Source organism: Sporosarcina luteola (genome assembly GCF_023715245.1).
GTDB lineage: Bacteria > Bacillota > Bacilli > Bacillales_A > Planococcaceae > Sporosarcina > Sporosarcina luteola_C.
Genome location: NZ_JAMBNV010000001.1, coordinates 807,481 through 834,049, shown reverse-complemented (window position 1 = coordinate 834,049; position 26,569 = coordinate 807,481). Strand labels below are relative to the sequence as shown.

The window sequence follows — 26,569 nt, the reverse complement described above, 5'->3', positions numbered from 1 at the left end:
AGAGATGTCATGATCGATGTATGCGTATCTGGGAAGGGTTATGCGCGAGTTGGCGGATTTATGCGTGGCTGGGGCCGGTTATGCGCGATTTAGCGGATTTATGCGTATCTGGAGCCGGTTATGCGTGATTTAGGGGATTTATGCGTATCTGTGGCCGTTTATGCGTGATTTAACGAATTTATGCGCGACTGGGGCCAGTTATGCGTGATTTAGCGAATTTATGCGCGTTTCGGTTTGATTCCATCAAAAAAAAGAAGGTGCGGGACCTTCTTTTTTCATTCCTCAGGGGCGAGGCCTTTTTTGAGGAAGTGAATCATTTGATTGATTTCCTCGTCGTCGTTCCACTTCGGGTTGATGATGTATTTGGCGGCGAAGTAGCCCATGATTGTCGAGGCGGTTAGCCGGATGACGGTCGTTGCCGGCAGTTTAATAATCTGGCCTTTCGATTGATAGTGCTCGACGATTTGGATGAGGCGGATGACTACCTTTTTCCCAATGTGTTCGATGAATTGCTCGCGCAGTTCTGGGTGGAACGGGATTTCCTGGAGAAAGATCTGGACGACTTTCAAGTTTTTCTCGAGGAATTCCTGGCGATTTTTGATCATTGCGCGCACGAAGTCTTCGAAGTGCTCGAAGTCTTTGTCGAGCACTTTGTTCAAGTCTTTGATGATAATGGGACCAAGCATTTTGACCATCATCGGCGTGACGATGGAAAGGAGCAGGTCCTTTTTCGTTTTGTAGTGGCGGAAAATCGTGCCTTCCGCGACGCCCGCTTTTTTGGCGATTTCATTTGTCGATGTGGCGGCAAATCCTTTTTCTGCGAACATTTCTGTTGCTGCGACGAGAATTTGCCTTTGTTTTTCTGTCAGGCTGTCGTCTTCCTGAAGCATTTCGTCGAGCAGGTTGTTTTCGTCTGTCATGATGCCCTCCTTATATTCTGCGATACTTGCTTAGCACGGCGATGTTTATTGCAATGAACAGCAGGCAGAATCCTGCTAGTATAAGCAAGTTTATCATGATATCGCCAAATCCGGCGCCCCTCACCATCACGTCCCGCAATGCTTCCGCGGCGTAATAGAGAGGTGTCAAGTAGCCGATCCAGCTGAGCCATTCGGCAATTGTCTCCAAGTTGAACAATCCTGAAAAGAAGATTTGCGGCACGACGACGATCGGGATGAATTGCATCATCTGCAGCTCGTTATGTGCGAATGATGATAGCAGGATACCGAGCGTCAGTGCAGTCAACGCGAGGATGAGGATGATAAGGAGCACATAGATGAAGGCTCCTTCCATGACCATGCCAAGCACGTAAATCGCATATGCTGTAATGATTGTAGACTGGATTGTCGTGAAAAGTCCAAAGCCGAGGACATAGCCGGCGACGATTTCCCGTTTTCGCAATGGACTGGCGAGTAGCCGTTCAAGAGTGCCTGTCGTCCGTTCGCGTAGGAATGAAACACCCGCGATCAGGAAGACGAAGAAGAACACGAAAAATCCGAGCAGGACCGGTCCGAAATAATCGAATTGTCCCATGTCGCTTGAGCCGTGCAAGTAGTCAATCTTCGGTTCCGGAATGTCAATGGCTTGCGACGGTTTTGGCAATGCGTTCTGTAGCCATTTCATCGTGGCGCCCGTGACGCTTGGATCGCTCCCCTCAAGGACAATGGACGGTGTGTTGCCTTCGATTTTTAGATAGCCATCGAGTTCCTGTGCAGCAAGTTTTTCCTTCGCTACAGCTTCCGTTTTGAAGGTGGTTACTTGTGCCCCTTCCTTATCGATTTGATCGGCGAGCATTTCCGGTATATCGACGAATCCGATTTTCGGAGTATAGTCGTCGCCGTTGAAGACGAAATAGAGCATCGTCAGTACGAGGATCGGCGCGAAGATAAGCAGCCCGATCGTCCGTTTATCCCTGCTAAGTTGACGGAGAATTCGTTTTACCAATGCCATCACTCTCATCGTTCCACACCTCCGAAGACGAGGAAGACTTCCTCGATTGTTGAAGAATTGGTTTCCTTTTTCAGTTCGGCTGGCGTGCCGACCGCAATCAGTTTTCCGTCGCGAATCAGTCCGAGTCGATCACATTTATCGGCTTCGTCCATGACGTGGGTCGTGACGATGAGCGTCTTCCCTTGCGCTTTCTGATCCGCGAATGCGTTCCAGATGCTTTTCCGTAGGACTGGGTCGATTCCGACAGTAGGTTCATCGAGAATGAGCAATTCCGGTTTGTGGAGTAATGCAATCGCGAGGGAGAGGCGTCTTTTCATTCCACCGGAGTAGTTCGATACGAGTTTTGTCATGTCGCCGGAAAGTTGGACGAGTTCCATAACTTCTTTGATGAGCTGCGCTTGTTTCTGCCCTTTCAACCCATAGAGTTCAGAGAAAAATTGAAGATTTTCCTTCGCTGACAATTCCTCGTAAAGGGCGTCCGATTGCGCCATATACCCGATGCGTTTGATGAGGTTTAGGGAAGGCATCTTCTCGTTGAATAGATGGTTCTCCCCTGTTGTCGGTTCGTCAAGTCCCGCCAGTTCCTTCACCAACGTCGTCTTCCCCGCTCCGGATGGTCCGAGCAAGCCGAAGATTTCGCCTTCATAAATGTCTAAGTTGATGTCTTTCAGAACTTGATTCTTGCCGAAGCTTTTCGAGACGTTGCAGATGGATACGCAGACTTCGTTTTCGTGCATGATTGCCACCTCTTTTCAGTAGTGAGTGATTACTCACTTTATTGTAATCTATGAAGTTAGCATTGTAAAGTGAGTAATCACTCATTATTTTTCGATCGAAATGTAGACGATGACAAGAGCAATACAATCAAAAGCGGGCGCAACGCAAACAACGAGAGGAGCAACACAAGCAAAGCCGAGTCCAATAAAAAAAGAGAGGAAAAGTCCCCTCTCAATTCTTAGATTTATGCGCTTCCCATTCCTCACGCAGCATGCCCATCCGGATGGAGTCGTAGTAGACGCCGTTCCAGTAGCGGACTTTGCGGATGCGCGCTTCCATTGTCATGCCTAGCTTTTCGGCGACGCGGATCATTCGCTCGTTGCCGGACCATGTGGTGAGGCCGACGCGGACGAGCGGCATTTCATTGAATAAATGATCGATCCACATCGTGAGTGCCTTCGTTCCGTATCCGCCGCTCCAATACTTCGGCTCGTAGATGAGGATGCCCATCTCAAGCCGAAGGGACGGCTTGTGCTCCCAATAGTAACTCACCATGCCGATGAGCTCGCCGCCTACTTCGATGCCCCAGTAATCGTCCGTAGCGACGACATTGTCTTTCCGTTCGAGAAATGCTTCATACGTTATTGCTTTATGCGGGTAGTACGGGGCGTCCCATTTCTTCCATTCGGGATTTTCCTCTTTGAACGTCAATTCCCACATACGGTGCAAATCTTCTTCTTTTATCGGGCGAATTGTTACGCCGTCTAGAGTGTATGTCAAACTGTTTCCTCCAAGATTAAAGGTATTTCGCGAACCAGCCCGTAATCTCATTCAATCGTTCAATACGCAGATTCGGTGCGCCGGTCCGCGATAGGTTGTGGTCTGCATCCGGGAAGCGGACGAATTCCGTCTCTTTCCCCATGCTTTTCAATGTAATATATAACTGCTCCGCCTGTTCAATCGGGCAGCGGAAGTCTTTTTCCGAGTGAAGGATCAATAGAGGCGTCTCCACGTTTTCCGCGTATTTCAACGGAGAGTGTTTCCAGAGCGTTTCGACGTCTTTCATGTCCGCTGCAATTTGCCAGTCACTGAAGTAATAGCCGATGTCGGATACACCGAAGAAGCTGATCCAGTTGCAGATCGAGCGCTGTGTGACCGCCGCTTTGAAGCGATTCGTATGGCCGACGATCCAGTTCGTCATGAAACCGCCGTAGCTGCCGCCCGTTACGCCAAGCCGATCTTCGTCAATCCATTCATTTTCCGCCAGTACATAATCAACTGACGCCATGATGTCTTCATAGTCGCCCCCGCCATAATCGCCGCGGACCGCATCGACGAATTGCTGGCTGTAGCCGTGGCTGCCGCGCGGGTTGATGTAGAGCACTCCGTATCCTTTTGCCGCTAGCAACTGCATTTCATGGAAGAATGTGTTGCCAAACATTGCGTGCGGTCCGCCATGGATGTCGACGATGAGTGGATATTTCTCGCCTTCCTTGAAGTCGGCCGGTTTCATGAGCCAGCCGTGGACATCCCAATCATTTGCCCCTTTGAAGAAGATTGATTCCGGTTCTACGAGTTTGACTTCTTGCAAATAGTCTTTATTGAATGAAGTGACTGCTTTCCTTTCGCCTGTCGCAATCGTCAATTGATAAATTTCGCCCGGATTTATAGGATCGCTCGCTGCGACTAACGCAAAATCGCCTTCCCGGTTCACGTCATAGCCATACACATGCTCGTTTTCCTGGGACGCCGGGTACAGCTCCCCTTCGAGCGTTGCGAAATAAAGGCGGACGTCACCCATAGCGGAGAGCTGGAAGTACAGATCGTTGTCCTTCGTCCAAACTACACTCGGCGCGCTTGCCCCTTGCTGGTGGTCTGCAACCGTATAGTCGCCGACCGGAGCATCAACGCTTTCCGTAATATTGATCGTATTGCCGCGTGGCGTATCGTATACATACAAATTACTATGTGTAGCGTTTTGGAACGTGCGATCCGAGCCGACAAAGGCGATATAATTGTCGTCTAACGAAAATCTCGCACCGCCATAATAGCCTTCCTCATCGACGATGACTGTCTCTTCCTTCGATTCCACATCTACCAAATGGAGCGGCTGACGGAATGCCCAGTCCAAATCCTCATCTCGGTTCACGCCGATGACGAGCTTGCTGCCGTCATGCGAAACCGCCTGCAATGTATGCTGGTGATTCCCTTCCGTAAACTGTGTTACCTCTTCTGTTTCAAGGTCAATGACACCGATTTGCTTGAATGAATCCTGCGGCAATAAACCGATCCCGTCCATTTTATATTTCATCTTCGTCACGCGGACAGGTTCCGGCTTCTTCTTTTCATCTTTTTCCTCTTTATCCGTGAACGTCTTGCCTTCCTTCACCGAAGCGTCAAACCAGATTTTCTTACCGCAAGGCGACCATTCGAAGTTGGATACGCCGTTTTCGAAAGATGTAAGTTTCTTCGCTTCGCCTCCGCGGGCGGAAAGGATGTACAGCTGGTTTTTATCGTCGCGATTCGACAAAAAAGCGATCTGCTTGCCGTCCGCCGACCATTTTGGCGAGCTGATGCGGTGTGTTCCGTATGTCCATTGAGAAGTTTCTTTCGTCTCAAGGTCGATGTGGTACAGGTTTGCGATATATTTGTTTTCCTCTTCGTCGATATGCGTTTTGATGAACAGCGCTTCTTTTCCGTCAGGCGATAGTTGCGGGTTCGTGACGGATTGCAGTTTGAATAAATCATCTGTTTGTAGGTTTCTCATAGGAATTCCCCCTTCAATTATCTATTCTACATATTTCGACACCCTGAGGAGCTTCCCCTTTTTATTTCATGATTTTTTTCCGATGTAGACGGATTGCGGGCGGAAGATCGTGTTGTCGCTCAGCTGTTCGATGGCATGGGCCGTCCAGCCGACTATTCTTGCTACGCTGAATGTAGGGGTGAACAGTTCGGGCGGCATATCGATTGCCCGCATGATCGCAGCTGCGTAATATTCGACGTTGGTATACAGCTTCCGGCCCGGCTTGTATGTTTCTAGCAATGTAACGATTTCTGTCTCGGCAGCTGTCGCGAGATCGAGCCAATCGTCTTGTCCTGCAAGCTTTTCGCATGTATCTCGTAATAAAATTGATCGTGGGTCTTCGGTTTTGTAGATGCGGTGGCCGAACTTCATGATCCGCTCGCCGTTTTGCAGTTTTTCCTGGATAACAGGACGGACGTTTTCTTGCGTGCCGATTTCTTCGAGCAGTTCAATTACCGCTGAAGGCGCGCCGCCATGCAAAGGGCCTTTCATTGTGCCAAGCGCCGATGTGACTGCCGCTGTTAGATCGGATTCCGTGGAAATCGTGACACGCGCCGCGAATGTGGAGGCATTCATGCCGTGCTCCATAGTCAGTTTCAAATAGGTTTCGAGTGCTTCGACGTGGACGTCTGCTGGTTTTGTTCCTGTGAGCATCCATAAATAGTTTGCAGTATGTGATAGGTTCTTGTCGGGTTCGATGACCAGAAGACCCATCACTTTGCGGTAGTGTCTCGCGATAATCGATGGAAGTGCCGCGGTCAGATGGAGCACTTGCTGTTCGATTGTTTGATTCGTGAAAGTAAGGTGCGCGTACGCCGAAATTGAGGTTCTCATGGCGTCCATCATCGGCATTTCAGGTGGAAGAGCATCGATGATGAGCGTTACGTGAGCAGGTAATTCTCTTCCTTCTTGAAGAGTATAGGATTCGTTTTCGTCCGGGAACTTTCCGTTCCAAAGGAAGTGCGCAATTTCTTCGAAAGAGTGATTTGGGATTAATTCGTCGACAAGGATTCCGCGATATCGAAGCTCGCCGATATCCCCTTCTATGGATGCAATTTTTGTGTGTACTGCAACGACATCTTTCAAGCCTTTTTGAAACATGACCATTCCTCCTTTTCTTTTAGTATAAGCGGGAGCTATAATTAGGTAAATTAAATGTTTTTGAATGATTTGATTAGTTTTATTAATCAAGAGGGGGGTGCGGCGTTGGACACGCAATGGTTACGCACATTCGTCGTGGCGGCAGAGACATTGAATTTCAGGAAGGCTTCCGAGAAATTGCTATTGTCGCAGCCGACCGTCACGGTACATATTAAGCTGCTTGAGGAGCATGTAGGCGTCCGGCTTTTCGATCGAATCAATAATCGGGTCACGTTGACAGATGCGGGTAGATTGTTTTATGCGGAGGCAGCGAAATTGTTGGCGGGGCTGGATGATAGCGTGAATCGGATGCACGCATTCGCGCAAGGCTACCGCCGAATGTGGACAATTGCCATTTCGCCGCTCATGGCGGAAACCATTTTGCCTTATTTATTACGAACGTTCATGGAGAAGCACGCCGATGTAGAGCTGACGATCCGGGTGGAGGAATCCGAGAAGATTGAGCGTCTCGTTGATGCTGGCGAAGTCCATTTGGGCATTTCGGCGTTGGACGCAGCTCTGAAAGGCATCGAGTCGATCCGAGTTTATAACGATCCGATTGTTTTCATTACACCGACGGATAGTTACGACGAGGAAAGCGGCCCGCCAATTGATGTGGAGGAGGCGCTGCTCAGGAATTATTTGCTGACGCATCATCATCCGGTCTACTGGGAGGATTTGCTCGTCGTTTTGCATAAGCATGTGCCGGGCGTACGCACGATGAAGGTGACGCAGGCGCATATTGCGAAACGGTTCATCCAGGAAGGGCTCGGCGTCTCGTTCCTCCCCCACTCGATTGTCCGGCGCGAACTGACGGAAGGCCGGCTCATGCAACCGCATTTTGATTTGTTCCAGTTGCCGACTGTTTCGACGTTTATTCTTGTGAAAAAGAAAGGTGAATTGGAGGAGGATTTCATTCGGGAGATTTCGGCTTATTATTTTGGGTAGTGTGGGAGATTTACTGGAAAGAATGGACCTTTGGCGAGAAAGAACGGGCCGTGGGAATGAAAGAATGAGCCCTGACGGAGAAGGAATGGACCCTGAGCACGGAAGAATGGACCTTCGATGTGATTAATTGAGCCCTTGTTGAAATAATTGAGCCCTTGTACGATTAATGGAGCCCTTGCGCGATTAATTGAGCCCTTAATCAAATAATTGAACCCTTGTGCAATTAAATGAGCCCTTATCCGAATAATTGAGCCCTTGCTAAAACAAACGAGCCCTTCCGCGACTACCGTGGAAGGGCCCTTTCATTTATTGCCTAACTTGATCTTTCAACGATCTCCGCAAAATTTTGCCCGTCGTATTCTTTGGCAGTTCGTCCAGGAACTCAATGATCTTCGGCACTTTATATTTCGCCAGACGTTTGGAACAGAATTCCTTCAATTTCTCAGCATCCGCCACAGCGCCTTTTTTCAGGACGACGAATGCTTGGACTTCTTCGCCGAAATCGAGATCCGGCACGCCGATGACTGCTGCTTCGACGATGTCGTCATGTGTGAACAGCACCTCTTCGACTTCGCGCGGATAGACGTTGTAGCCGCCGACGATGATCATGTCTTTCTTGCGGTCGACGATATAGAAGTACCCGTCTTCATCCTGCCGGGCCAGGTCGCCTGTGTACAGCCAGCCGTCGCGGATGGCGGCAGCGGTTTCTTCGGGCATTTTGTAATAGCCTTTCATGACGTTCGGCCCTTGGACGACGAGTTCACCGACTTCGCCGACAGGCACTTCCTCGCCATATTCGTCGAACACTTTATTTTCCACATTGATGATATTCGTGCCGATTGATCCTGGCACCCGCTCACGATCCAGCGGGTTGAAGCATGTGACTGGTGACGCTTCGGAAAGGCCGTACCCCTCTGAGATCCTTACATTAAATTTATTCTCAAAGTTATGAAGCAACGCGACTGGCAACGATGCACCACCCGATATTGCGATGCGGATTGTGTTGAAATCGGCCGGATCGCCTTCCGGGTATTGATAGAGGAAATTGTACATTGTCGGCACGCCAGCGAATATGGTAGCCTGCTGCTCTTTGATTGTCTGGAATACTTCCCCCGGGCTAAAACGCGGGACGAGCAAGATCGTCGCGCCTTTCAGCAATGGTGCGTTCACGACGACGGTCAGCGCGAACACGTGGAAAATGGGCAAAGTCGCAACAATTCGGTCGTTTTCCGAGAACCCTAAATAGTCTCCGACATCTCTCGCGTTCGAGTACAGATTCTCATGCGTCAGCATCGCACCTTTCGGACGGCCTGTCGTTCCGGACGTATAGAGGATGATAGCGGTTTCATTTCCGTCAACTTCAATCGGAGCGAGATCCGGCTTGCCTGTAGCAATGAGTTTGGAAAACAGTTGGACTTTAGCTTTTGCTTTATCTGAAAGCGCCGACAATCTCTCCCCTATATCTGCGCTCATTTCACAGACGATATAGTTCTCGATCGAAGGAAACAGTGTCGCGGATTTTTCGACTAGCGGCAGCAATTGGTCTAGCGCGATGACCGCTTTGGCATCGCTGTTATGTAGAATGTATGAAATTTCATCAGGCGAATAAATCGGATTGACCGGAATCGCTGTCGCTCCGATCCGCATCGTCGCATAGAGCGATATGAGGAAATGCGGTGTATTTCCTAACAACAATGCGATGTGGTCACCCTTTTCGACTCCTAAGTCTTGCAATGCAGAAGCAAACATGGACACGGACTGGTCGAACTCGGCATACGAAGTGTCTTTCCCCATAAAGTGATAAGCCGTTTTCCCAGGTTGCAGCTTCGATGTTTCATAAACTTGTGAAACCAAATTCATACTGAACATCCTCCCTTTTCATTGAATGAACCACCATTCAGTAAACCCAACTATTATTATATAAGAAAAATTAAAAGTTCACAATACTTTTAGAAAACTACTGTTATCACAACTGAGAGAAAGCTCTATTTTTATTTCAGGAAAATAATTGAAAAATGCCTTCCCTGGAAGTTGAGGGAAGGCAGTACATTATCGTTTATGCGTGTCTGGCGAGATTTATGCGTATTTAGTACAACTTATGGACTTATAAACCGGTTTATGCGTATTTGCAACGGTTTATGGACATTTCGAGGCATTTATGCGTTTTTCATTCCACTTCTACTCCGGTGTCCGGATATGCGCTAGATAACGCCAGCGGATGAGGTAGAAATAAATGACTTGCAGTGCTGTGAAGCCGACGAGTACCATTGTCAGTTCGCGGACGATGGAGATTTCCGCGAGGGCGTCCCAGATTACTTGCAGCGACAGGAACGCGAATGAGCTATGGACGAGCGCGACGCCCCATGGGACGAAAAATTGGGGGATAAGCTGCCGATTGACGATTTTCTTGAATTCCTTGTCGGTAATGCCCATGCGCCGGAGCACATTGAACTGCTTCCGGTCGCTGTCGAGCGATGTATAGAGCCGGAAATAGATGAAGCTTCCCGCAGCTAAGAGGAATACGCCTGCGAGCAATAGTCCGATGAACAGCAGCAATGTGAAGGTCGTCCGCATGACGGAATAGTTCAGGCCAGGATTATCGAAGTTGAAATGAAGTTTCTCGCGCGTGCCTGTCAAAAGTGATTCCGTCACGGAATGCTCGATTGTCAGTCCGATGTTTTTCGTCTTTTGCCAGTCCGGAATATCGAACGCGTGATAGACGGATGACGGCTCGATGAGAGACGCTATATTTTCATAATCGGCATCGTTCAAAATGATTGTATTTGTACCGATCGCATGCGCTGGGAACAGTTCATATGGATAGGCGCCGTTGATTCGTACCGCAATGCCGCTTTCCTCAAGCACCGTCTCGATAGATTGCCTTTTCAGCTGCTCGTATGTGGAAGCGGTCGGCGGGAGGAACAGCGCCTCCCCTTCCTTCAATTCAAATGCCTGATTGCCGAATGACCTCGACAGTCTGTTCACGCTTTCGAGCTTGATGATCGTGACTGTATAGTCCGTCAACGTCGAACGCTGTTTCAGCACCGGGAACTGGACGTATGTGTACTCGATTTCATTCTTTCTCAGTTCATGCTCAAGCTGATTGATATGCTTCTGCTCCATTTCATTGCCCGGAAAGCTTTCATACACAAGACCGAGCGGGTTCATTTCCCGGTATTGGGAGGCGAATGAAGTGAGCGATGCGAGGATTCCTACGGACATGAACGCGACCGTTGAGACGATCGTCACGATGAAAAACATCCGGGCGTTCTCTTTCAGCCGGATGACGCCTTCGGAAATCGCGAGCAGGCGGAAATGCCGCCAATAGAACTCCTTCCGCACTTTGAATAGATGGAGGATGAATGGCAATGAATCCGTGAAAAAGAAATACGTGCCAAGCGTCGCAAGCGGCGGCAACAGGAAAATCAGCCCGATAACGATACTATTCGACGTGAAAGCAGCCATCGTATAGGAAATTCCAAGGAGAACGATACCCAACACTCCTCGAATCTTCGAAAAACCTTGCTGCTCCAAGCCTCCACCGTCTCCACGGATCAATTCATCAAGCTTGCCTGTCCGGATGAAAACCGGTGCGACCCATGAAATTATGATGAACAGGCTCAGGAAAGCGCCGACCGTCAATGCGAATGGCTCCCAAGATAGATACAGAGGAAGCGCTGGCAGCATGACAATCCTTTTTACAACCATAAAGAAGAATTTCGAAAACATATATCCTAAGAAGGTGCCGACCCCGATCGACGCCGCGCCAATAATAAATGTTTCGATGAAAATGAGCCGGTGCAGCTGCCGTTTCTCCATCCCTAAATGGAGGAGGATGCCGAACTCCTTCGTCCTTGCCTGCAAAAACGCCCGCATCGAATAGAACAGGAAGAACATCGTGAATATGTACAGGATGATTTCGGCGATGCTCATGCCGAGCACCGCAATGTCCTGGAGCGCACTGCCTTCAATCGACGGATGGAACAGCAGCATGGAATAAAGGAAAAACACCATTACCGAAAAAACGCTTGCCATGAAAAAGGCTGCGTAAATCCGCCGGTTGCGCATGACGTTCCGGAAAGCGAACTGGCGAAATGTCATGAAGCTCTCCTCCCTATTCGAATGTCCGAGTTACAGCATCCGCAAGTCATTGACATTCCCTCCAAGTAAACTAAGCACATTCAAAATCCGTTGGAAGAACGTCTGGCGTCGCTCATCCTTGTAGATTTCATTGAAAAACTCGCCGTCCTTGATGAACAGCACGCGGTCACAATAACTTGCGGCAATTGGATCATGCGTCACCATGATGATCGTCGTCCGCTCGGTTTCATTGACAAGACTGAGCAATTCGAGGACTTCCTTTGCTGAATTCGAATCGAGATTCCCTGTCGGCTCATCCGCAAGAATAAGCTTAGGATTATGAATCAACGCACGTCCGACTGCGGTCCGTTGCGCCTGTCCACCCGACAGCTCATCCGGACGCCGGTTGAGGATTTCTTTCAACCTCAATTGACCCGCCAGCCGGGTGACCCGTTTTTTCATTTCCATGATCGGCAGCCCGTCCAATGTGAGCGGCAGCACGAGATTCTCTTCTACTGTCAAACTTTTAAGCAGATTGATGTCCTGGAAGACGAAGCCGAAATTATGACGTCTGAACAGTGCCAGTTCATTCGCATTCAATGCTTCGGGCTCGATGCCGTCAATCATGACTCGTCCGTATGTTGGCATGTCGATTGTTGAAATGATGTTCAGCAATGTCGTCTTTCCGCTTCCTGAGGGCCCCATGATGGCGATGAATTCCCCGGCTTCCGCCTCGAAGTCAAGGCGTTTCAGCGCGCGGTGCATCACTTTTCCTTCATAGATCTTCGTCACTTGCTCCAATTTCACGATCGAGTTCTTCATCCGCTTCACCTATCTCTCCATTTGTAAACAGAATCTTGACAGTAGTCCCTTGCCCCACTTCCGATTCAATCGTCAATGGATGGCCGAGCTTCAAACAGACCTCATCGGCGATGTACAGCCCCATCCCTGTCGATTCACCGGTCAGCCGGCCATTTTCACCTGTGAAGAACGCCTTCGTCACCCGCTTCAGATCTGATGCCGGAATGCCGACACCTTCATCGCGGATTGTCAGCTCGAAGCCGATAGCTGTTTGTTTCGCTGACAGATAAAGGCGCTTCCCTTTTTCAAATGTATATTTCACAGCATTTGTAATGAACTGGCCGATGGCGATTTTCATCCATTTCTCGTCGGTCGCAACGATGAGCGATTCATCAATTGAAATGACCGGGTAGACGCCATTTGTAATGAACAGCCGCTTATGGTCCGTCACAATTTGCTGAACGAGACCCTTCAAGCCGACTTGTTCGATCTGCATATCTTCCTCGAACGTCTCAAGCCGCGCGTTGACGAGTACGACATCAAGTCCGCGTTGGATTTTATCGACTTCCTCTCGGAGGCTGCGCTTGTCGAGTTCGCCGTCTTCCTGCAACAGCAAGTTGATGACAGAAATCGGCGTCTTCATTTGATGCACCCATTGGTTGACGAACTGTAACTGACGGTGCTGCGATGCGTACAGGGATTGCACTTCGGCTTGATACAATGTATACAAATCGCGCATGAACGCTGTCGATTGGCGCTGCTCCGTCGTCTGTATATTGCGGATGAGCGCATCTTCCATCTTCTCGGGTTTTTGCAAGATCGCTTCGTAATACGGTCGCCTGGTGATGAACTTCCCGATGAGGAAGCCCCCCGTCAGCAGCAAGCTCATAATGATTGAGTAGATTGCCGTATTGATTCCGCGGAAGCCGTCCAACCAATAGAGGACGAGGATAAATGTTACAAGCATCACCTCGAAAATGATCCAGGATAAATGCTCTCTCAGGAATAAAACAATCTGCTTCATGATTCCTCCGGCGCAATGAGGAAACGGTAACCTGACCCGCGGACCGTCTCAATGACAGACTGTACGCCGTAATCGGTCAGCTTTTTCCGCACGCGCGTCATATTCACATTCAACGTGTTTTCATCGACAAATGACTGATCGTCCCATAATTCTTCGAGCAGCGTCTCCCGTGAAACGACTTTCGGCGACGCCTCCATCAGCAGCTCAAGGATGACACACTCCTTCTTCTGAAGCGGTATTTCCTCATCACGCAAATGCAGCTCCATCCGTTCGATGAACAGCTCAAGTGAACCGAGCTTCACCGTCCGCTCCCCCTGGCTCGGTGCGTATTCCCCGAACGCCCTTCTCAAATGACTTCTGATCTTCGCAAGGACGATCTCGTAATGGAAAGGTTTCGTAATGAAATCATCCCCTCCGTTCTCGAGCGCAAACACTTGGTCCATATCGCCCGAACGCGCGGAGATGAAAATGATAGGGCATGTCGTCGTCTGCCGAAGCTGCCGGCACCAATAATAACCGTCATACGAAGGCAGATTGATATCGAGGAGAATCAAATGCGGATCGAACGCCGAACATTCGGCCTCCACATTATCAAAATCCTCGACAATCGCTACGTCATACTGATATTTACGCAACGTATCCGCCAACAGCTTCGCAATTTTTTTATCGTCCTCAACAATGAAGATACGATGGTTCCTCATCGCAAATTCCCCCTTCGCTATTCCAACTATTATATCGCAAAAATGGAATGTACGCTCGGCGGGCGAGGAGGGAGCGTTTGAAAATGGTTTATCACCGATTCTCGAGGGTTTACCACCGATTCGAGGGACTTTACCACCGATTCTCGAATTTATCACCGCTTAGCGTGAGTTTATCACCGACGCTCAGCTAGTTATCACCGAATTGGATGACTTTATCACCGATTCTCAACCTGTTATCACCGATTCGGGCGACTTTATCACCGATTCTCGACTGGTTACCACCGATTCAGGCGACTTCACCACCGATTCTCGAATTTATCACCACTCAGGCGGAGTTTATCACCACTCAGACAGGGGTTATCACCACTCAACTCTCACTTCCGTTCAAAACTGAGATGACCACACCCCTCCAGCCAATTCCGCATATACTATGGCAAAAGAAAAAACCGGCTTTGCACCGGTTTTCAACTTAATAGATTAAATTAATGAATTCCTCTTTCGTAATTCCACCCAACAAGGTCGGAATGTCGACCGAGTCGAGTGCCTCCGTAATTGATTCGCGATCGTATTGGACGCCCTTTAGACTATCTTCGACTACCGCCACATCACCGACGCCGAAAAAGTCGCCGAAAATGTTGACGTCATTAATAATATTCCCTTTTTCGACTTGCAGGCGCACATCGATCCCGCCAACAGGGAAGCGGTGGGAATGCTGCATATTGAATTTCGGGGATTTGCCGTAGTTCCAGTCCCAGTTGCCGTAACGCTCTGCGGATAAGGCCCGGATGTTGTCCCAGTCCTCGTCGGTCAGTTCCCAATACTGGATGTTCTCTTCGCCTTCGAAAATCGACTTTAGAATTTCCATGCGGAATTGTTCAATCGTCATCGGTCCTTCGATGAACTCCGAAATGTTTGCGACACGGCTGCGGATCGACTTGATCCCTTTCGATTCGATTTTGTCCTTCTTCACTTTCAATGCAGACACAACCCGCTCGATTTCCGTATCAAACATTAACGTCCCGTGAGTGAACATGCGGCCTTGCGTCGCGAATTGCGCATTGCCCGAAACTTTCCGCCCTTCGACGAGGATATCATTGCGTCCGAGTAGTTCCGCTGTAACGCCCATTTCTCCCAATGCCTTGATGACCGGCTCGGTGAATTTCTTAAAATTGCGGAACGACTCACCGTCATCTTTCGTAATGAAACTGTAATTCAAGTTCCCCAAATCGTGGTAGACTGCCCCTCCGCCTGAAAGCCTCCGAACGACGTGGATTCCGTTCGCATCGACGTATTCGGTATTGATCTCTTCGACTGTGTTCTGGTTCTTTCCGATAATGATCGACGGTTCGTTGATATAGAACAGCAGAAACGGATCTTTGTCGATGTCCATGTTTTTCAATACATACTCCTCGATCGCAAGGTTGATCCTCGGATCGGTAATGCCTTTATTATCAACGAAATACACAATAATCGCTCCCTATGTAAATGAATTCATTTCTATTTTATCCGAAATGAACAAAAAAGTGTTGACATTCGATCTGCTGTTATAATACAATCATTCTAACAAATTTAGTTATAGAACAAGAGGAGGAAGATGAAATGGTCGAGAGTATCGTAGAGTTTTTCAGAAACCTGCCCGCTAAATCCTGTGAAGTTTGTGGAGAGAAAATTGAAGAACAGCATGAATGCTATAGTACTAAATGTGACGAGTGCAATATCGTCTAATTTTTTTACCCATGCTGTTATATTACACTAGCCCAATTACCTAATTAGTATTAGTACAAATAGACAGGAGGGAATACCGATGCTAGAGAATGTCATTGAGTTTTTCAAGAACCTGCCTGCGAAAACCTGTGCCGAATGCGGAAAAGATATTGAGGAACAGCATGAATGCTACAGCAATAAATGCGATGAGTGCAACATCATCTAATACAAAAGAGGACTGCCCGGAAAGTCGATTAATCGTCTTCCCGTAGCAGTCCTATTTTTGTATGAAGCAGCTGTTATGATCACTCGTCGGATTTTATGATCACTCACCAGCTTTTATGATCACTCACCGACTGTTTTGTTCGTCCAAAATATCGGGTTCGTCCGTAGCGATGCCGTTGACGCCCATCGCTTTCAACCGCAAGGCGGCTTCGGCGTCATTCACCGTGTAAGCATATACTGCGAGACCCTCGCCGTGCATTGTGTTGACGAAAGGAGGCGTCAATGCTTCGTAGCTCACGTTAATGCCTGAAGCGTACGATAGAATATCCTTCAATTCCTTCTTCGTTAGTGCCGCTTCCTCCCCTTCGTCGAAGGAGATCAATTGAATCAGCGGAATCTCAGGGTCGATCTTATGCACTTGTTTCAGCGCCTTCTTGTCGAATGAAAGGATGACCGCTTCCGGATACCCTTCGGCGTCGAGACCGATCAACTCCTGTTCTTCCATGAGTCGGACCAATTCCTCCTCGATGCCGGGGTATTGCTCTGTATCTTTCAACTCGATGACAAAGCGGAGGTCTCCTTTCATCTGTTCAACCACTTCCCGCAATGTAGGGACTTCATACTCTTCTTCGTCTCTGCCGCTGGCGGCGATTTTCTCGCCTTTCTTCTCATCCGCGGTCAGCTGTTTCAATTCGGCCAATGTGAAATCCTTTATCTTCCCGGCTGCTTCTGTCGTCCGTTTCACGTCATCGTCGTGCATGACAATCAGTTCCCCGTCCATCGTCAAATGGACGTCAAGCTCTACGTAATCCGCATTAAGGTCTTCCGCAAGCTCAAAGGCAGGAATCGTGTTTTCCGGTTCGTATGCCGAAGCGCCGCGATGCCCGATGATAAGGAAGTCTTCCTCCGGCATCGGATTGTCCCACTCATTTCCGATGGAACAAGCAGATAATAGGACGGCTGTACTAAATAAGACTAGCAGTTTTTTCATATAAACTTCCTTCCAATTGAAAAAGTCCGCGCAGGGCGGACTCTTTCGATTTTATTTCGTAATCAAATCAGCAATGACCTCTTCCACAGCCGCTTTGCCTTGATTTATGCAGTCCGGCAGTCCGACACCGTCATAGGAGGCGCCTGCCAATTTGACGTTCGGAAAAGCATTTTTCAGTTCTGCACGGGCGGCGTCTATACGTTCGCGATGCCCGACCCGGTATTGTGGCCGATCATCCTTAAAGCGCGTAATGACTGTGAAATCCGGTATGCCTTTGATTGTTATGATCTTCCCTAAGTCTTCGAGGACGATCCGCTCGATCTCGCCATCGGGCAAATCGACAATCGCATCTTCTCCCGGACGCCCGACGAATGCGCGCAGCAAGACTTTCCCTTCTGGCGTCGACGTCGGCCATTTCCGGGAGACCCATGTGCATGCGGTGATGGAATAATCACTGCTACGGGATACGAGGAAACCTGTCCCTTCCGTATCTTGGACGACCGCTTCTGCAGGAAATGCGAGTGCGACTGTCGCGACGGATGTCGTGTGGATTTCCTTCAGCCCCTCCAACAGACCATGGGGAGCGAATAGTTGGCTTGCCGCCGCATGACCTGTCGTCAAGATGACGGAATCCGCCACAATCGTTTCACCGGTATTCAGCTTTAGAACATTTTGATTCCCCTGCTTGGAAATGCTTTCGATCCGGATGCCTTTTCTCACCGTGCCGGGTTCCAACTGCTGTTCTGCCGCCTCGACGATCGATTCAAGCCCGTTCCGAAGCGAATGGAACGCCCCTTTTTTGGAGGCGCCATGTCCATCCTTTTGCGGAACCTGCTTTGGCGTCGTCTTTTTCATCCCGAGGATGAGGCTGCGGTGTTTCTTTTCCACTTCGTAAAATTGCGGAAACGTTGATTGCAGGCTCATATGATCGATATCACCTGCATACACTCCCGATAACAGCGGCTCGATGAGGTTTTCAACGATTTCCGGGCCGAATCGGCGACGGAAGAAGTGGCCGAGTGACTGATCTCCTTCTATTCCTGAACGCGGCAATACGAAATCCCCTGCCGCCCTTAATTTTCCTGCCAATGAAAACAGGTCAGATTTCAGGAATGGGCCGACCATCGTCGGAATGCCCATGACAGAGCCGCCCGGAATCGGTTGCAACCGACCGTTCACGAGGATATACGCTTGGCCCGTCGCATTGCGCACAAGATCGTCGCCAATGCCGACATCCTTCGCGAATGTGTCCATGCTTTTCTTTCGGATGAGGAAGCTGTCCGGCCCCCGTTCGATGACAAAGCCGTCACGGCGGACCGTCTGGATTTTTCCGCCAAGCCGATTCGTCGCTTCAATCAATGTCACTTCGATCGGCAAGTTTTGTTCACGGGCCGCTTTTTGCAAATAAAATGCTGCGGAAAGCCCGGTGATCCCTCCACCGACGATGACAACTCTCTTCTTTTGTTCACTCATGTCATCACTTCCTAGCTGCCCTCAGGCTTCCTTCAATTGCTCAAGCACCGCATCCGCCATTGCGTTAATGAATAGCGGGTCCGTATTCGGCATTGCGGGACGGTAATAAGAAGCACCGATTTCGTCGCATACAACTTTACATTCATGGTCATTATCATAAAGGACTTCTAAATGATCTGAAACGAAGCCGACCGGGGTATAGACGAATGTTTCATAGCCTTTCTCCTCATGCAAGTCGCGCGTCAAGTCTTGGACGTCCGGTCCGAGCCATGGCTCTCCCGTCTGCCCTTCACTTTGCCAGCCGACTGCATACTGTTCAACTTCAGCCGCTTCTGCAATCAATTTCGCTGTCTCTTCCAATTGTTCCGGATACGGATCTCCGAATTGCTTGATCTTCTCAGGCAAGGAGTGTGCCGAAACGACGAGGCACGCCTTTTCACGTTCTGTATCGCTCATATTTTCATACGTACTGCGAATCTTATCTGCCCAGTATTCGATGAATTTCGGCTGTTTGTACCAGCTTTCGACCGATGTCATGGAAATTCCGTGCTTCTCGGCTTCTTCCTTCGCGCGTTCATTATATGATTTCACGGAGAATGTAGAATAGTGGGGTGCCAAAACGATTGACACCGCTTCTTTGATTCCGTCAGCTTCCATCTGTTCCACTGCTTCTTCGACAAATGGCGTAATATGCTTCAAGCCGACATAGACGTTGAATTCGATTTCATCCTGCATTGCATTCAGACGGTCGCCAAGTGCATTTGCCTGGTTTTCCGTAATTTTCGCGAGCGGGGAAATACCGCCGATCGCTTGATAACGGGCCTTCAAATCTTCCAGTTGTTCCGGTGCAGGCGGACGGCCGCGCCGGATATGCGTGTAGTACGGTAAGATATCCTCATCCTTGTATGGCGTTCCGTACGCCATGACTAAAAGTCCCATTTTCCTTTTTGTCATCTGTTGCACCTCATTACAATGTATTTACTTCATTTATTTGCGAAGCTGCGTGCTGTATTCGTGAACGAATTCTGTCAATCGTTGCAATGTAGCAGGCTGGACTTCAGGGAAGACGCCGTGGCCAAGGTTGAAAATGTGGCTGCCGTGCTCGACGCCTTGTTCAACGATGACTTTCGCACGTTCTTCGATGATATCCCAATCTGCTAGAAGCAATGCAGGGTCCAAGTTGCCTTGTAATGTCTTCGTCAATCCTCTTTCCCCGGCTTCCTTGATGGATAAACGCCAGTCCAAACCGACGACGTCGACTGGAAGGTCATGCCATTCGTTTGCCAAGTGGCTTGCCCCGACACCGAAAGTAATCAATGGAACATTCAATTCGCGAAGTTCATTAAAGATGCGTGTCATGACAGGTTTGATGAAAATCCTGTAATCGGAGACGTTCAATGCGCCGACCCATGAATCGAACACTTGGATCGCTGCCGCTCCGGCTGCTACCTGTGCTTTGATCGATGTGATGATTGTATCGCCCAATTTATTCATGAGTGCAAACCATGCTTCAGGCTCAGACACCATGAAAGATTTCGTTAAGTTATAGCTTTTTGAAGGACCGCCCTCAATCATGTAGCTAGCCAATGTGAATGGCGCTCCGGCAAAGCCAATCAATGGTACATTCAATTGCTCTTTCAAGATCTTGATCGTGTCGATGACGAATGGGATATCGTCCTCTGGTGAAAGCTCTCCGAGATTATGGACGTCTTGCACTGAACGGATCGGATTTGAAATGACAGGGCCGACACCCGCTTTTATTTTTACATCCACTCCGATTCCCGGAAGCGGCGTCACGATATCCTTATATAAAATCGCAGCGTCGACATTGTATTGGTCGACAGGCAGCTTTGTCACATAAGCGCAAAGCTCCGGCTGATGGGTAATTTCTTCTAATGAATACTTCTCTTTTATTTTGCGGTATTCAGGCTGAGAACGGCCCGCTTGCCTCATGAACCAAACCGGTGTATGGTCGATTTTTTCTCCTCTTGCAGCACGAAGCAGTGTATCGTTAAATGTTGTCATAAATCGATTCCCACTTTCTTTATAATAATTATCGAAGTTCACTTATTCGTCTTCAAATATAGACGTTTCCCCTTGAAATGTATAGTGATTGAGCCGAATTGTCATCAATTTGTGCTCATATTTCCTGCTCGCCGCCACCAAATCGACAATGTTTGTTTTAATTGTCCCAATCAGGGAAAATATGAAAGAGTATCTATTCTTTCGGACCGTCGGCAATCGGTTTGATGTATAAGTAATGTTTAAAGTTTCTAAGGAGGTTTAGGGAATGTATATGTATTTGACTACTGGAACAAGTGATTTCATGAAGAAACTTCAGGAGCGCCATGCAGATAAAGGGATGGTCCTCATGCATGGGGGCGGCCAGTCGTTGCTCGTTCATGAAACTGAAGGAAAGTCGGTCTTCCAGACACCAAGACGGTATGAAGTGGTAAGTTCTTTCGGCAAATTGACCGATGAGGGCTACTTCGTTTTCAATAACGTCCCCGTCACAGATGAAGGTCGGCCTGTATTTGAACACCGATTTTCCGGTGGTGGCGGACGGATTGAAAGCCAGCAAGGATTCATCGCTTTCCGCCTTCTCCGCCCGCTCGATTCGGACACGTATATTGTCCTGACTGAATGGGAGGATGCGTCAGACTTTGACCGTTGGAAGCATTCGCCGGCGTTCAAGGAATCACATCAATCGACTGACATGAAGGAATTCGCCGGCAATACAACACATATTTTCTCAAGTGCATCGTATATTACGACGTATACCGCAAAACCTGATGAAGACGAATGATTCCTGACCTGATTGCGTCACTCGAAACGTATTGTTATAATTGTAAGAGAATTTATGCATTTCGAGAGGGGTTATGGGAATGAATGAGCAACTGTTCGAGAAATTGGATTGTGCTTACGAAGAAATGATTGTCATCCGCAGATATCTTCATATGCATCCGGAATTATCTTTCAAAGAGGAAAAAACAGCGCAATACATCCATGATTTTTACGCAAATCTCGGCGTCGATGTCCGTACAGGCGTCGGCGGCAATGGCGTAGTGGCCAGGGTCAAAGGAGCGCGTCCCGGCAAGACGGTCGCTTTGCGTGCAGATTTTGACGCATTGCCGATTCAGGATGAAAAAGACGTCCCTTACAAATCGACAGTACCCGGCGTCATGCACGCTTGCGGACATGACGGCCATACAGCAGCATTGCTGCAATTGGCGAAGGCGATTCATGAGCTGCGGGAAGATCTCGCAGGGGAATACGTCTTCATTCACCAGCATGCCGAGGAATTTGCGCCGGGTGGGGCCATCTCAATGATCGAAGACGGTTGCCTAGAGGGTGTCGATGTGATTTTCAGCACACATCTTTGGTCGCTCATCCCCTACAAAACTATCGAATATTTAACAGGTCCGGTCATGGCGGCTGCGGACCGTTTTGAAATTACGATTCAAGGGGCAGGTGGCCATGGAGCGGCGCCGCATCAGACGAAGGACGCCATCGTTATCGGTGCGCAACTCGTCATGAACTTGCAGCAGCTCGTATCCCGCCGCGTCGATCCGATTGAGTCGGCCGTATTGTCCGTCGGTTCATTCGTTGCGGACAACGCGTTCAATGTCATCGCCGATTCCGCAAAGCTTGGCGGCACGGTGCGAACTTTCAATCCAGATGTCCGCGACATGATGGAGCGGGAAATGGCCCGGGTCGTGGAAGGCACGGCACTTGCCAATGATTGTGAAATCCGGTTCGACTATTTCCGCGGCTATCCTGCCGTCGTGAACCATAAAGAAGAAACCGAGTTCTTGAAAGCCATTGCCGAATCCGTTCCCGGCGTCGAGCACGTCATGGAAGGCAAGCCGCAAATGGGCGGCGAGGATTTCGCATACTATTTAGAGAAGGTGCCTGGCACATTCTTCTTCACAGGTGCACAGCCAGCTGACACATATCCCCATCATCATCCGAAATTCGATTTTGAAGAGCAGGCGATGCTGCTCGCTGCGAAAACGCTTGGCGCTGCCGCTTTGGATTATCAGGCTGACTAAATCATCAAATCCCCCTTTGATTATGGGGGTTTTTTTATGAGCTTGTAGTGAATTTGTAATTTTAATCGAATAGTTCTAATTATTCATACAAAATACTTGTTTTTCTAGTTCCTTATCCTATAACACTAGTGAGGGATGGAAATAATAGGATAGGGGGAAGTGGATGTGACTGAATTCGAACCAAGGTATTATCTTTCGTTTGATACCCTCATGTTACAGCCGAAGATAGATGGCAATAAGGTTTTTACGAGGGTTATTGAGCGGAACAGGACATTGACGGTTCTAAAGAAATCGATACATATCGTGACCAGTTCCTGCAATTTTTATGGCTCCAGTTATACAACCGTCATGAATACATCCAAGCGGTTATTTGGGGATAATAAGCAGAAGGCGCCTTTCTTGTTGACGAATGGTTTTGGCATTCCATTCATCTTCATTCCGACATTATCTCCTACATCGGATCAAAATGTATGGATTTCCTACCATGCAATCGATTTTTACGCAGCTGACGGCCTTGGTATTTCCGTCACTTTGGAGAATGGGATGAAATACAAGTTGGACATTTCGGTGCCGACGATGAATCGGCAGTACGCATTGGCAAAATTGCTCGAGAGGGACTTTATGAAAAGACAGAGAAGTTACGACCGTACCTCTTTCCTGTTTCCGCCTACTGACCCGCCAACTGATTACCCGACCTTGTAAAATAGAGGTCCAATAATTCTTCCGTCCGGTTGCGGAGCCGGACATTTAAGTAGCGACGGTGGTCTTCATAACCGCCATTTATGAAAATGTATTCCGTGAACATACTATCCCTCGTTTTCCGGATCACTTTCATATTATTACGCCGCAAATAAAACGTCGTTTCCTGCAGCTCACTTTGGACTTGCTTCACCGTATTGTCGACAATCTTCAAGTAAGGGCCCTTCAACTTGAACGGGCCTTTCTCAAATAGCTCCCGATCTTTCTGCAGCACGATTAGGACCATCGGCAAGTAGATCATGTTTTCAAAATGAGGCAATGCCTTTGCCGGAATTAAAGGCATTACGGTTTCCTCCCTTCAAAAGGAACATTTGTTCCCATTATACCTTTTTCATTTCGGGAAAGCAATATGGTGAGGGAAGGTAATTTTAACCGATTGGAGATATCAAACTGTAGAAAGTTTGCTTTCCGTTACGGCGACCGCTTTCCAATCGAACAGCGAAAGGGTTCGATTTGCCGTATTTCTGCGCTTTTTGCAGAAATTAAGGCAGCCGCATATCCTGCCCCCTTAAGGTCGCAGAAAACATTGCTCGCAACACTATGCTTATGCTCGCAAAAGCCGTTCTGCGATACGGCTTTCGCTGGAGTCGCCGCCTTCCACTCCAAGCAACTCAAGTCACCTAATACTATTTGTTCAACAGAATAAAAAAACTGCCCAGTTAATTACCTGGACAGTTTTAGTCTGTGGATATCTTTTGTAACTAACCGTTATTTCTGTTCTTCCATATAATAAACGGAATTGACTTTCCAATCTGCGCCCTCTTTTGTAAAGACGGTCACTTGCCTGCCATCGCGGCTTGTCTCCAAGCCCGTGGACTTCTGTTTCATGTTCGTTACCAAGTTTGCAAACACTTGGGCTTCACCCGTCTTTTCGTCGAATTTCACGATTGTAATATCTTTTGCCTCACGGGATAGTTCGTATTGATCAAAGACGCTTTCAATATACTCGCGCTCTTCATCCAGGTTGAAGCTTTTAGGCTTCTCGGATAGCGTTCCCATATATTCATCGATGTCCTGGTTGTTGAATGCATGGATATATGTGTCGAACGATTGGATGATCAGCTCTTTCTCTTCTGCTGGCACGTTTGCCGCCTCTTCAATTGTGCCACCCGATAAGTTGAAGCCTACTTTATTCTCATCCACGCCGTGATCGATTGAACCGAATTCGCTCGGCGCTTCCCCGTCATTCACTGATCCTTGATTCGTTGCGTCTTCCTTTTTCGAACAAGCACCAAGGACGAGCACGAAGATGAGCATTGTAAAAACAAGAATTTTTTTCATCATTCTTCCTCCTATACGGTAAAAGGGACCTTCCTAGTAGGAGGCCCCTTTCAGTATACCATCACTTTACTTCGACCCAGCCGTTTTTGATTGCTGTGACAACCGCTTGTGTACGGTCGTTGACACCCATTTTCTGCAAGATGCTCGAAACATGGTTTTTTACCGTTTTCTCGGAAATGAAAAGCGTTTCCCCGATTGTCCGGTTGCTTTGTCCATCTGTCAACAGCTGCAAAACTTCGCATTCGCGCTTCGTCAATAAATGAAGCGGACGGCGGATGTCATTTTGTTGGAATGACCCTTTATGTTCACGTTCGCTAAGACGGCGGAATTCCGACACAAGATTATGCGTCACTTTCGGATGTAAATAAGATCCGCCTGCCGCAACGACTTTGATTGCTTGTACAATCGCGTCTGCGTCCATTTCTTTCAGCATATAACCGAGCGCACCCGATTTCAATGCATGTGAAACATATGATTCATCATCATGGATGGAAAGCATGATCACTTTCGCTTCCGGAAATTCATTTTTCAGGAGTTCCGTTGCTTCCACTCCATTCATGCCTGGCATATTAATATCCATCAAGACGACATCCGGCTCAAAGCGGCGGTATAATTCAACCACTTCATTGCCATCGTCCCCTTCTCCCACCACTTCAAATGAGTTTTCAAAATCAAGGATTCGCTTTACTCCCTCGCGGAATAGCTGATGATCATCTACAATTAAAATTTTCGTCATGGTCATTTCCCTCCCAATACCCTATTCAATTATATTTTCATGTAACGGAATACGGAATAACACAGTGGTTCCATTGCCAATTGCCGACATGATTTTCATCTCGCCTTTTAGCAGTTCGACGCGCTCCCGCATCCCTATAATGCCAAATGATTTATCTTTAGTTTGACTCGGGTCGAACCCTTCGCCATTATCCTTCACGACAATATTCATTGTATCACGAAGCCATTCGACTTTCACCCAAACATCTCTTGATTTACCATGTTTAAGTGCATTTGAAATACATTCCTGCACGAGACGGAAAATCGCAACTTCGATGTTGGACTCGAACCTTTTCTCCGTTCCATTATTCATGAAATGGATCGTGACACCTTTTTCATATTCCATGACTGTTGAAGAATATTTTCGCAGCGTCGGAATTAATCCAAGGTCATCCAATGCCATCGGACGAAGATCATAGATGATGCGTCTGACTTCAAGAAGGGCATTTCTGACCATTTCCTTCAGCTGGTTCAACTCGGATAGCGCGGCATTCGGGCCTTTTTCGGAATAGGTCTTTTCAATGAGCCCCGATCTAAGCAGTACATTGGCAAGCATCTGAGCAGGTCCGTCATGGATATCGCGTGAGAGCCTTTTGCGTTCCTCTTCCTGCGCTTGAATGATTTGAATGGCGAACTCCTGTTTCTGTCGGGCTGTTTCCAGCACTTCTCCGACCTTCTTCAAATCGGATGTCAAATATGTAATGACCGTCGTCACTTGATTGACCAGATGATCCGCCTTCTCAATCGTTTCCAAAAGGGCCACAATGCGACGGTCCAACTCGTCCCGCCTAACGCGCAATTGCTTTTCTTCCATTCGGTTGATCGATAGCCTGACGAGTAAATCGTTAGCCACCTCATAGGCTTGACGTACTTCTTCTTCGGTATAATTCATGAAGTTTTTGGAAACATCGGCCAGACGCCTTCGAGATTGGCGGGTCATATCTTCCAAATAATCCCCTTCAGTGATTACCCGGGAAATATCTTCTTTAATGATAACCAGTTCTGTTTGCATCTCCTGGAAGGCTTGACGGCTTTGTTCGCTTATTGTGAAAATGTCATTTTTGGATTGATCCATCACATTGACCATATTATCAAATATTTTTTCCAAATTCTGGATATCCATCGTCTTTTCCGCCATCTCCA

Annotated in this window: 26 protein-coding genes; 6 read left to right on the top strand and 20 right to left on the bottom strand. The window is 48.3% G+C overall.

What is annotated here, in order from left to right; translation table 11 throughout:
• Positions 1–275 precede the first annotated feature (275 nt).
• The 6 genes from M3152_RS03805 to M3152_RS03780 form a co-directional block, all read right to left on the bottom strand.
• Complete coding sequence (locus tag M3152_RS03805; protein WP_251693868.1) at positions 276–920, bottom strand: TetR/AcrR family transcriptional regulator; 645 nt, start codon at positions 918–920, stop codon at positions 276–278.
• A gap of 10 nt (positions 921–930) precedes the next feature.
• On the bottom strand, positions 931–1,959 hold the full coding sequence (locus tag M3152_RS03800; RefSeq protein WP_251693867.1) for an ABC transporter permease: 1,029 nt from the start codon (positions 1,957–1,959) through the stop codon (positions 931–933).
• Positions 1,956–2,687: an ABC transporter ATP-binding protein gene (locus M3152_RS03795; RefSeq protein ID WP_251693866.1), complete on the bottom strand. Its 732-nt coding sequence runs from the start codon at positions 2,685–2,687 to the stop codon at positions 1,956–1,958. The genes M3152_RS03800 and M3152_RS03795 overlap by 4 nt, the downstream gene beginning before the upstream one ends.
• A 211-nt stretch (positions 2,688–2,898) precedes the next feature.
• Positions 2,899–3,447, bottom strand: a complete 549-nt coding sequence (locus tag M3152_RS03790) for a GNAT family N-acetyltransferase (protein WP_285846908.1) — start codon at positions 3,445–3,447, stop codon at positions 2,899–2,901.
• A gap of 16 nt (positions 3,448–3,463) precedes the next feature.
• A complete protein-coding gene (locus M3152_RS03785) occupies positions 3,464–5,434 on the bottom strand; it encodes a S9 family peptidase (protein WP_251693865.1) in 1,971 nt (656 codons plus the stop codon).
• Between the two features lie 66 nt (positions 5,435–5,500).
• Positions 5,501–6,574 carry a citrate synthase/methylcitrate synthase gene (locus tag M3152_RS03780; protein WP_251693864.1) on the bottom strand — a complete coding sequence of 358 codons (1,074 nt, stop codon included), beginning with the start codon at positions 6,572–6,574 and terminating at the stop codon, positions 5,501–5,503.
• 105 nt (positions 6,575–6,679) lie between these two features.
• On the opposite strand from M3152_RS03780, the gene M3152_RS03775 reads away from it, so the two are divergent.
• Positions 6,680–7,561, top strand: a complete 882-nt coding sequence (locus M3152_RS03775) for a LysR family transcriptional regulator (RefSeq protein WP_251693863.1) — start codon at positions 6,680–6,682, stop codon at positions 7,559–7,561.
• A 306-nt stretch (positions 7,562–7,867) separates the two neighbouring features.
• Here M3152_RS03775 and M3152_RS03770 read toward each other — a convergent pair whose 3' ends face one another.
• From M3152_RS03770 to M3152_RS03745, 6 genes are all read right to left on the bottom strand, one after another.
• The gene (locus M3152_RS03770) at positions 7,868–9,421 is read right to left on the bottom strand and encodes a fatty acid--CoA ligase family protein (RefSeq protein ID WP_251693862.1); all 1,554 of its coding nucleotides are present in this window, start codon (positions 9,419–9,421) and stop codon (positions 7,868–7,870) included.
• A 318-nt stretch (positions 9,422–9,739) separates the two neighbouring features.
• Entirely contained in the window at positions 9,740–11,662 is a 1,923-nt protein-coding gene (locus M3152_RS03765; protein WP_251693861.1) for an FtsX-like permease family protein, read from the bottom strand.
• 30 nt (positions 11,663–11,692) lie between these two features.
• Positions 11,693–12,463, bottom strand: coding sequence for an ABC transporter ATP-binding protein (locus M3152_RS03760; RefSeq protein ID WP_251693860.1), 771 nt, complete (start codon positions 12,461–12,463; stop codon positions 11,693–11,695).
• Complete coding sequence (locus tag M3152_RS03755; protein WP_251693859.1) at positions 12,417–13,466, bottom strand: sensor histidine kinase; 1,050 nt, start codon at positions 13,464–13,466, stop codon at positions 12,417–12,419. The genes M3152_RS03760 and M3152_RS03755 overlap by 47 nt, the downstream gene beginning before the upstream one ends.
• Positions 13,463–14,167, bottom strand: coding sequence for a response regulator transcription factor (locus tag M3152_RS03750; RefSeq protein ID WP_251693858.1), 705 nt, complete (start codon positions 14,165–14,167; stop codon positions 13,463–13,465). Before M3152_RS03750 ends, M3152_RS03755 begins: the two co-directional genes overlap by 4 nt.
• A gap of 469 nt (positions 14,168–14,636) precedes the next feature.
• Positions 14,637–15,632 (bottom strand): lipoate--protein ligase, encoded by a 996-nt coding sequence (locus M3152_RS03745; protein WP_251693857.1) that lies wholly within the window; start codon positions 15,630–15,632, stop codon positions 14,637–14,639.
• A 134-nt stretch (positions 15,633–15,766) separates the two neighbouring features.
• On the opposite strand from M3152_RS03745, the gene yhfH (M3152_RS03740) reads away from it, so the two are divergent.
• Together yhfH (M3152_RS03740) and yhfH (M3152_RS03735) are read left to right on the top strand one after the other, a co-directional pair.
• Complete coding sequence (yhfH, locus tag M3152_RS03740) at positions 15,767–15,892, top strand: protein YhfH (protein ID WP_251693856.1); 126 nt, start codon at positions 15,767–15,769, stop codon at positions 15,890–15,892.
• Positions 15,893–15,971: 79 nt separating this feature from the next.
• The gene (yhfH, locus tag M3152_RS03735) at positions 15,972–16,097 is read left to right on the top strand and encodes a protein YhfH (protein WP_251693855.1); all 126 of its coding nucleotides are present in this window, start codon (positions 15,972–15,974) and stop codon (positions 16,095–16,097) included.
• 123 nt (positions 16,098–16,220) lie between these two features.
• Here the strand turns inward: yhfH (M3152_RS03735) and M3152_RS03730 are convergent, their stop codons facing one another.
• Genes M3152_RS03730 through hemE form a run of 4 tightly spaced genes read right to left on the bottom strand, consistent with a single transcriptional unit; the run spans position 16,221 to position 20,585 of the window.
• A complete protein-coding gene (locus M3152_RS03730) occupies positions 16,221–17,087 on the bottom strand; it encodes a glycerophosphodiester phosphodiesterase (protein WP_251693854.1) in 867 nt (288 codons plus the stop codon).
• 51 nt (positions 17,088–17,138) lie between these two features.
• Positions 17,139–18,560: a protoporphyrinogen oxidase gene (gene hemY / locus M3152_RS03725; RefSeq protein ID WP_251693853.1), complete on the bottom strand. Its 1,422-nt coding sequence runs from the start codon at positions 18,558–18,560 to the stop codon at positions 17,139–17,141.
• A gap of 21 nt (positions 18,561–18,581) precedes the next feature.
• Positions 18,582–19,514 (bottom strand): ferrochelatase, encoded by a 933-nt coding sequence (hemH, locus tag M3152_RS03720; RefSeq protein ID WP_251693852.1) that lies wholly within the window; start codon positions 19,512–19,514, stop codon positions 18,582–18,584.
• A 33-nt stretch (positions 19,515–19,547) separates the two neighbouring features.
• On the bottom strand, positions 19,548–20,585 hold the full coding sequence (gene hemE / locus M3152_RS03715) for a uroporphyrinogen decarboxylase (RefSeq protein ID WP_251693851.1): 1,038 nt from the start codon (positions 20,583–20,585) through the stop codon (positions 19,548–19,550).
• A 265-nt stretch (positions 20,586–20,850) separates the two neighbouring features.
• Here hemE and M3152_RS03710 point away from each other — a divergent pair, with 265 nt between their 5' ends.
• The 3 genes from M3152_RS03710 to M3152_RS03700 all read left to right on the top strand — a co-directional run bounded on the left by M3152_RS03710 (position 20,851) and on the right by M3152_RS03700 (position 23,314).
• Positions 20,851–21,366, top strand: a complete 516-nt coding sequence (locus M3152_RS03710; RefSeq protein ID WP_251693850.1) for an antibiotic biosynthesis monooxygenase family protein — start codon at positions 20,851–20,853, stop codon at positions 21,364–21,366.
• A 79-nt stretch (positions 21,367–21,445) separates the two neighbouring features.
• Positions 21,446–22,612, top strand: a complete 1,167-nt coding sequence (locus tag M3152_RS03705; protein WP_251693849.1) for a M20 family metallopeptidase — start codon at positions 21,446–21,448, stop codon at positions 22,610–22,612.
• A gap of 165 nt (positions 22,613–22,777) precedes the next feature.
• Positions 22,778–23,314 carry a competence protein ComK gene (locus M3152_RS03700; RefSeq protein WP_251693848.1) on the top strand — a complete coding sequence of 179 codons (537 nt, stop codon included), beginning with the start codon at positions 22,778–22,780 and terminating at the stop codon, positions 23,312–23,314.
• Here M3152_RS03700 and M3152_RS03695 read toward each other — a convergent pair.
• The 4 genes from M3152_RS03695 to M3152_RS03680 all read right to left on the bottom strand — a co-directional run bounded on the left by M3152_RS03695 (position 23,280) and on the right by M3152_RS03680 (position 26,564).
• Positions 23,280–23,654: a hypothetical protein gene (locus M3152_RS03695; RefSeq protein ID WP_251693847.1), complete on the bottom strand. Its 375-nt coding sequence runs from the start codon at positions 23,652–23,654 to the stop codon at positions 23,280–23,282. The genes M3152_RS03700 and M3152_RS03695 overlap by 35 nt on opposite strands.
• 425 nt (positions 23,655–24,079) lie before the next feature.
• Positions 24,080–24,652 (bottom strand): nuclear transport factor 2 family protein, encoded by a 573-nt coding sequence (locus M3152_RS03690; protein WP_251693846.1) that lies wholly within the window; start codon positions 24,650–24,652, stop codon positions 24,080–24,082.
• A gap of 61 nt (positions 24,653–24,713) precedes the next feature.
• Complete coding sequence (locus M3152_RS03685; RefSeq protein WP_285846907.1) at positions 24,714–25,388, bottom strand: response regulator; 675 nt, start codon at positions 25,386–25,388, stop codon at positions 24,714–24,716.
• A gap of 21 nt (positions 25,389–25,409) precedes the next feature.
• Entirely contained in the window at positions 25,410–26,564 is a 1,155-nt protein-coding gene (locus tag M3152_RS03680; RefSeq protein ID WP_251693844.1) for a sensor histidine kinase, read from the bottom strand.
• Positions 26,565–26,569: the final 5 nt, after the last annotated feature.

Coding starts and splice junctions, on each gene's coding strand:
- hemE (WP_251693851.1), bottom strand. CDS start 20,585: ATGACAACATTTAACGATACACTGCTTCGTGCTGCAAGAGGAGAAAAA.
- M3152_RS03695 (WP_251693847.1), bottom strand. CDS start 23,654: ATGCCTTTAATTCCGGCAAAGGCATTGCCTCATTTTGAAAACATGATC.
- M3152_RS03710 (WP_251693850.1), top strand. CDS start 20,851: ATGTATATGTATTTGACTACTGGAACAAGTGATTTCATGAAGAAACTT.
- M3152_RS03680 (WP_251693844.1), bottom strand. CDS start 26,564: ATGGCGGAAAAGACGATGGATATCCAGAATTTGGAAAAAATATTTGAT.
- hemY (WP_251693853.1), bottom strand. CDS start 18,560: ATGAGTGAACAAAAGAAGAGAGTTGTCATCGTCGGTGGAGGGATCACC.
- M3152_RS03765 (WP_251693861.1), bottom strand. CDS start 11,662: ATGACATTTCGCCAGTTCGCTTTCCGGAACGTCATGCGCAACCGGCGG.
- M3152_RS03785 (WP_251693865.1), bottom strand. CDS start 5,434: ATGAGAAACCTACAAACAGATGATTTATTCAAACTGCAATCCGTCACG.
- M3152_RS03705 (WP_251693849.1), top strand. CDS start 21,446: ATGAATGAGCAACTGTTCGAGAAATTGGATTGTGCTTACGAAGAAATG.
- M3152_RS03760 (WP_251693860.1), bottom strand. CDS start 12,463: ATGAAGAACTCGATCGTGAAATTGGAGCAAGTGACGAAGATCTATGAA.
- M3152_RS03750 (WP_251693858.1), bottom strand. CDS start 14,167: ATGAGGAACCATCGTATCTTCATTGTTGAGGACGATAAAAAAATTGCG.
- yhfH (WP_251693855.1), top strand. CDS start 15,972: ATGCTAGAGAATGTCATTGAGTTTTTCAAGAACCTGCCTGCGAAAACC.
- M3152_RS03685 (WP_285846907.1), bottom strand. CDS start 25,388: ATGACGAAAATTTTAATTGTAGATGATCATCAGCTATTCCGCGAGGGA.
- M3152_RS03780 (WP_251693864.1), bottom strand. CDS start 6,574: ATGTTTCAAAAAGGCTTGAAAGATGTCGTTGCAGTACACACAAAAATT.
- M3152_RS03755 (WP_251693859.1), bottom strand. CDS start 13,466: ATGAAGCAGATTGTTTTATTCCTGAGAGAGCATTTATCCTGGATCATT.
- M3152_RS03800 (WP_251693867.1), bottom strand. CDS start 1,959: ATGAGAGTGATGGCATTGGTAAAACGAATTCTCCGTCAACTTAGCAGG.
- M3152_RS03690 (WP_251693846.1), bottom strand. CDS start 24,652: ATGAAAAAAATTCTTGTTTTTACAATGCTCATCTTCGTGCTCGTCCTT.
- M3152_RS03770 (WP_251693862.1), bottom strand. CDS start 9,421: ATGAATTTGGTTTCACAAGTTTATGAAACATCGAAGCTGCAACCTGGG.
- M3152_RS03730 (WP_251693854.1), bottom strand. CDS start 17,087: ATGAAAAAACTGCTAGTCTTATTTAGTACAGCCGTCCTATTATCTGCT.
- yhfH (WP_251693856.1), top strand. CDS start 15,767: ATGGTCGAGAGTATCGTAGAGTTTTTCAGAAACCTGCCCGCTAAATCC.
- M3152_RS03795 (WP_251693866.1), bottom strand. CDS start 2,687: ATGCACGAAAACGAAGTCTGCGTATCCATCTGCAACGTCTCGAAAAGC.
- M3152_RS03805 (WP_251693868.1), bottom strand. CDS start 920: ATGACAGACGAAAACAACCTGCTCGACGAAATGCTTCAGGAAGACGAC.
- hemH (WP_251693852.1), bottom strand. CDS start 19,514: ATGACAAAAAGGAAAATGGGACTTTTAGTCATGGCGTACGGAACGCCA.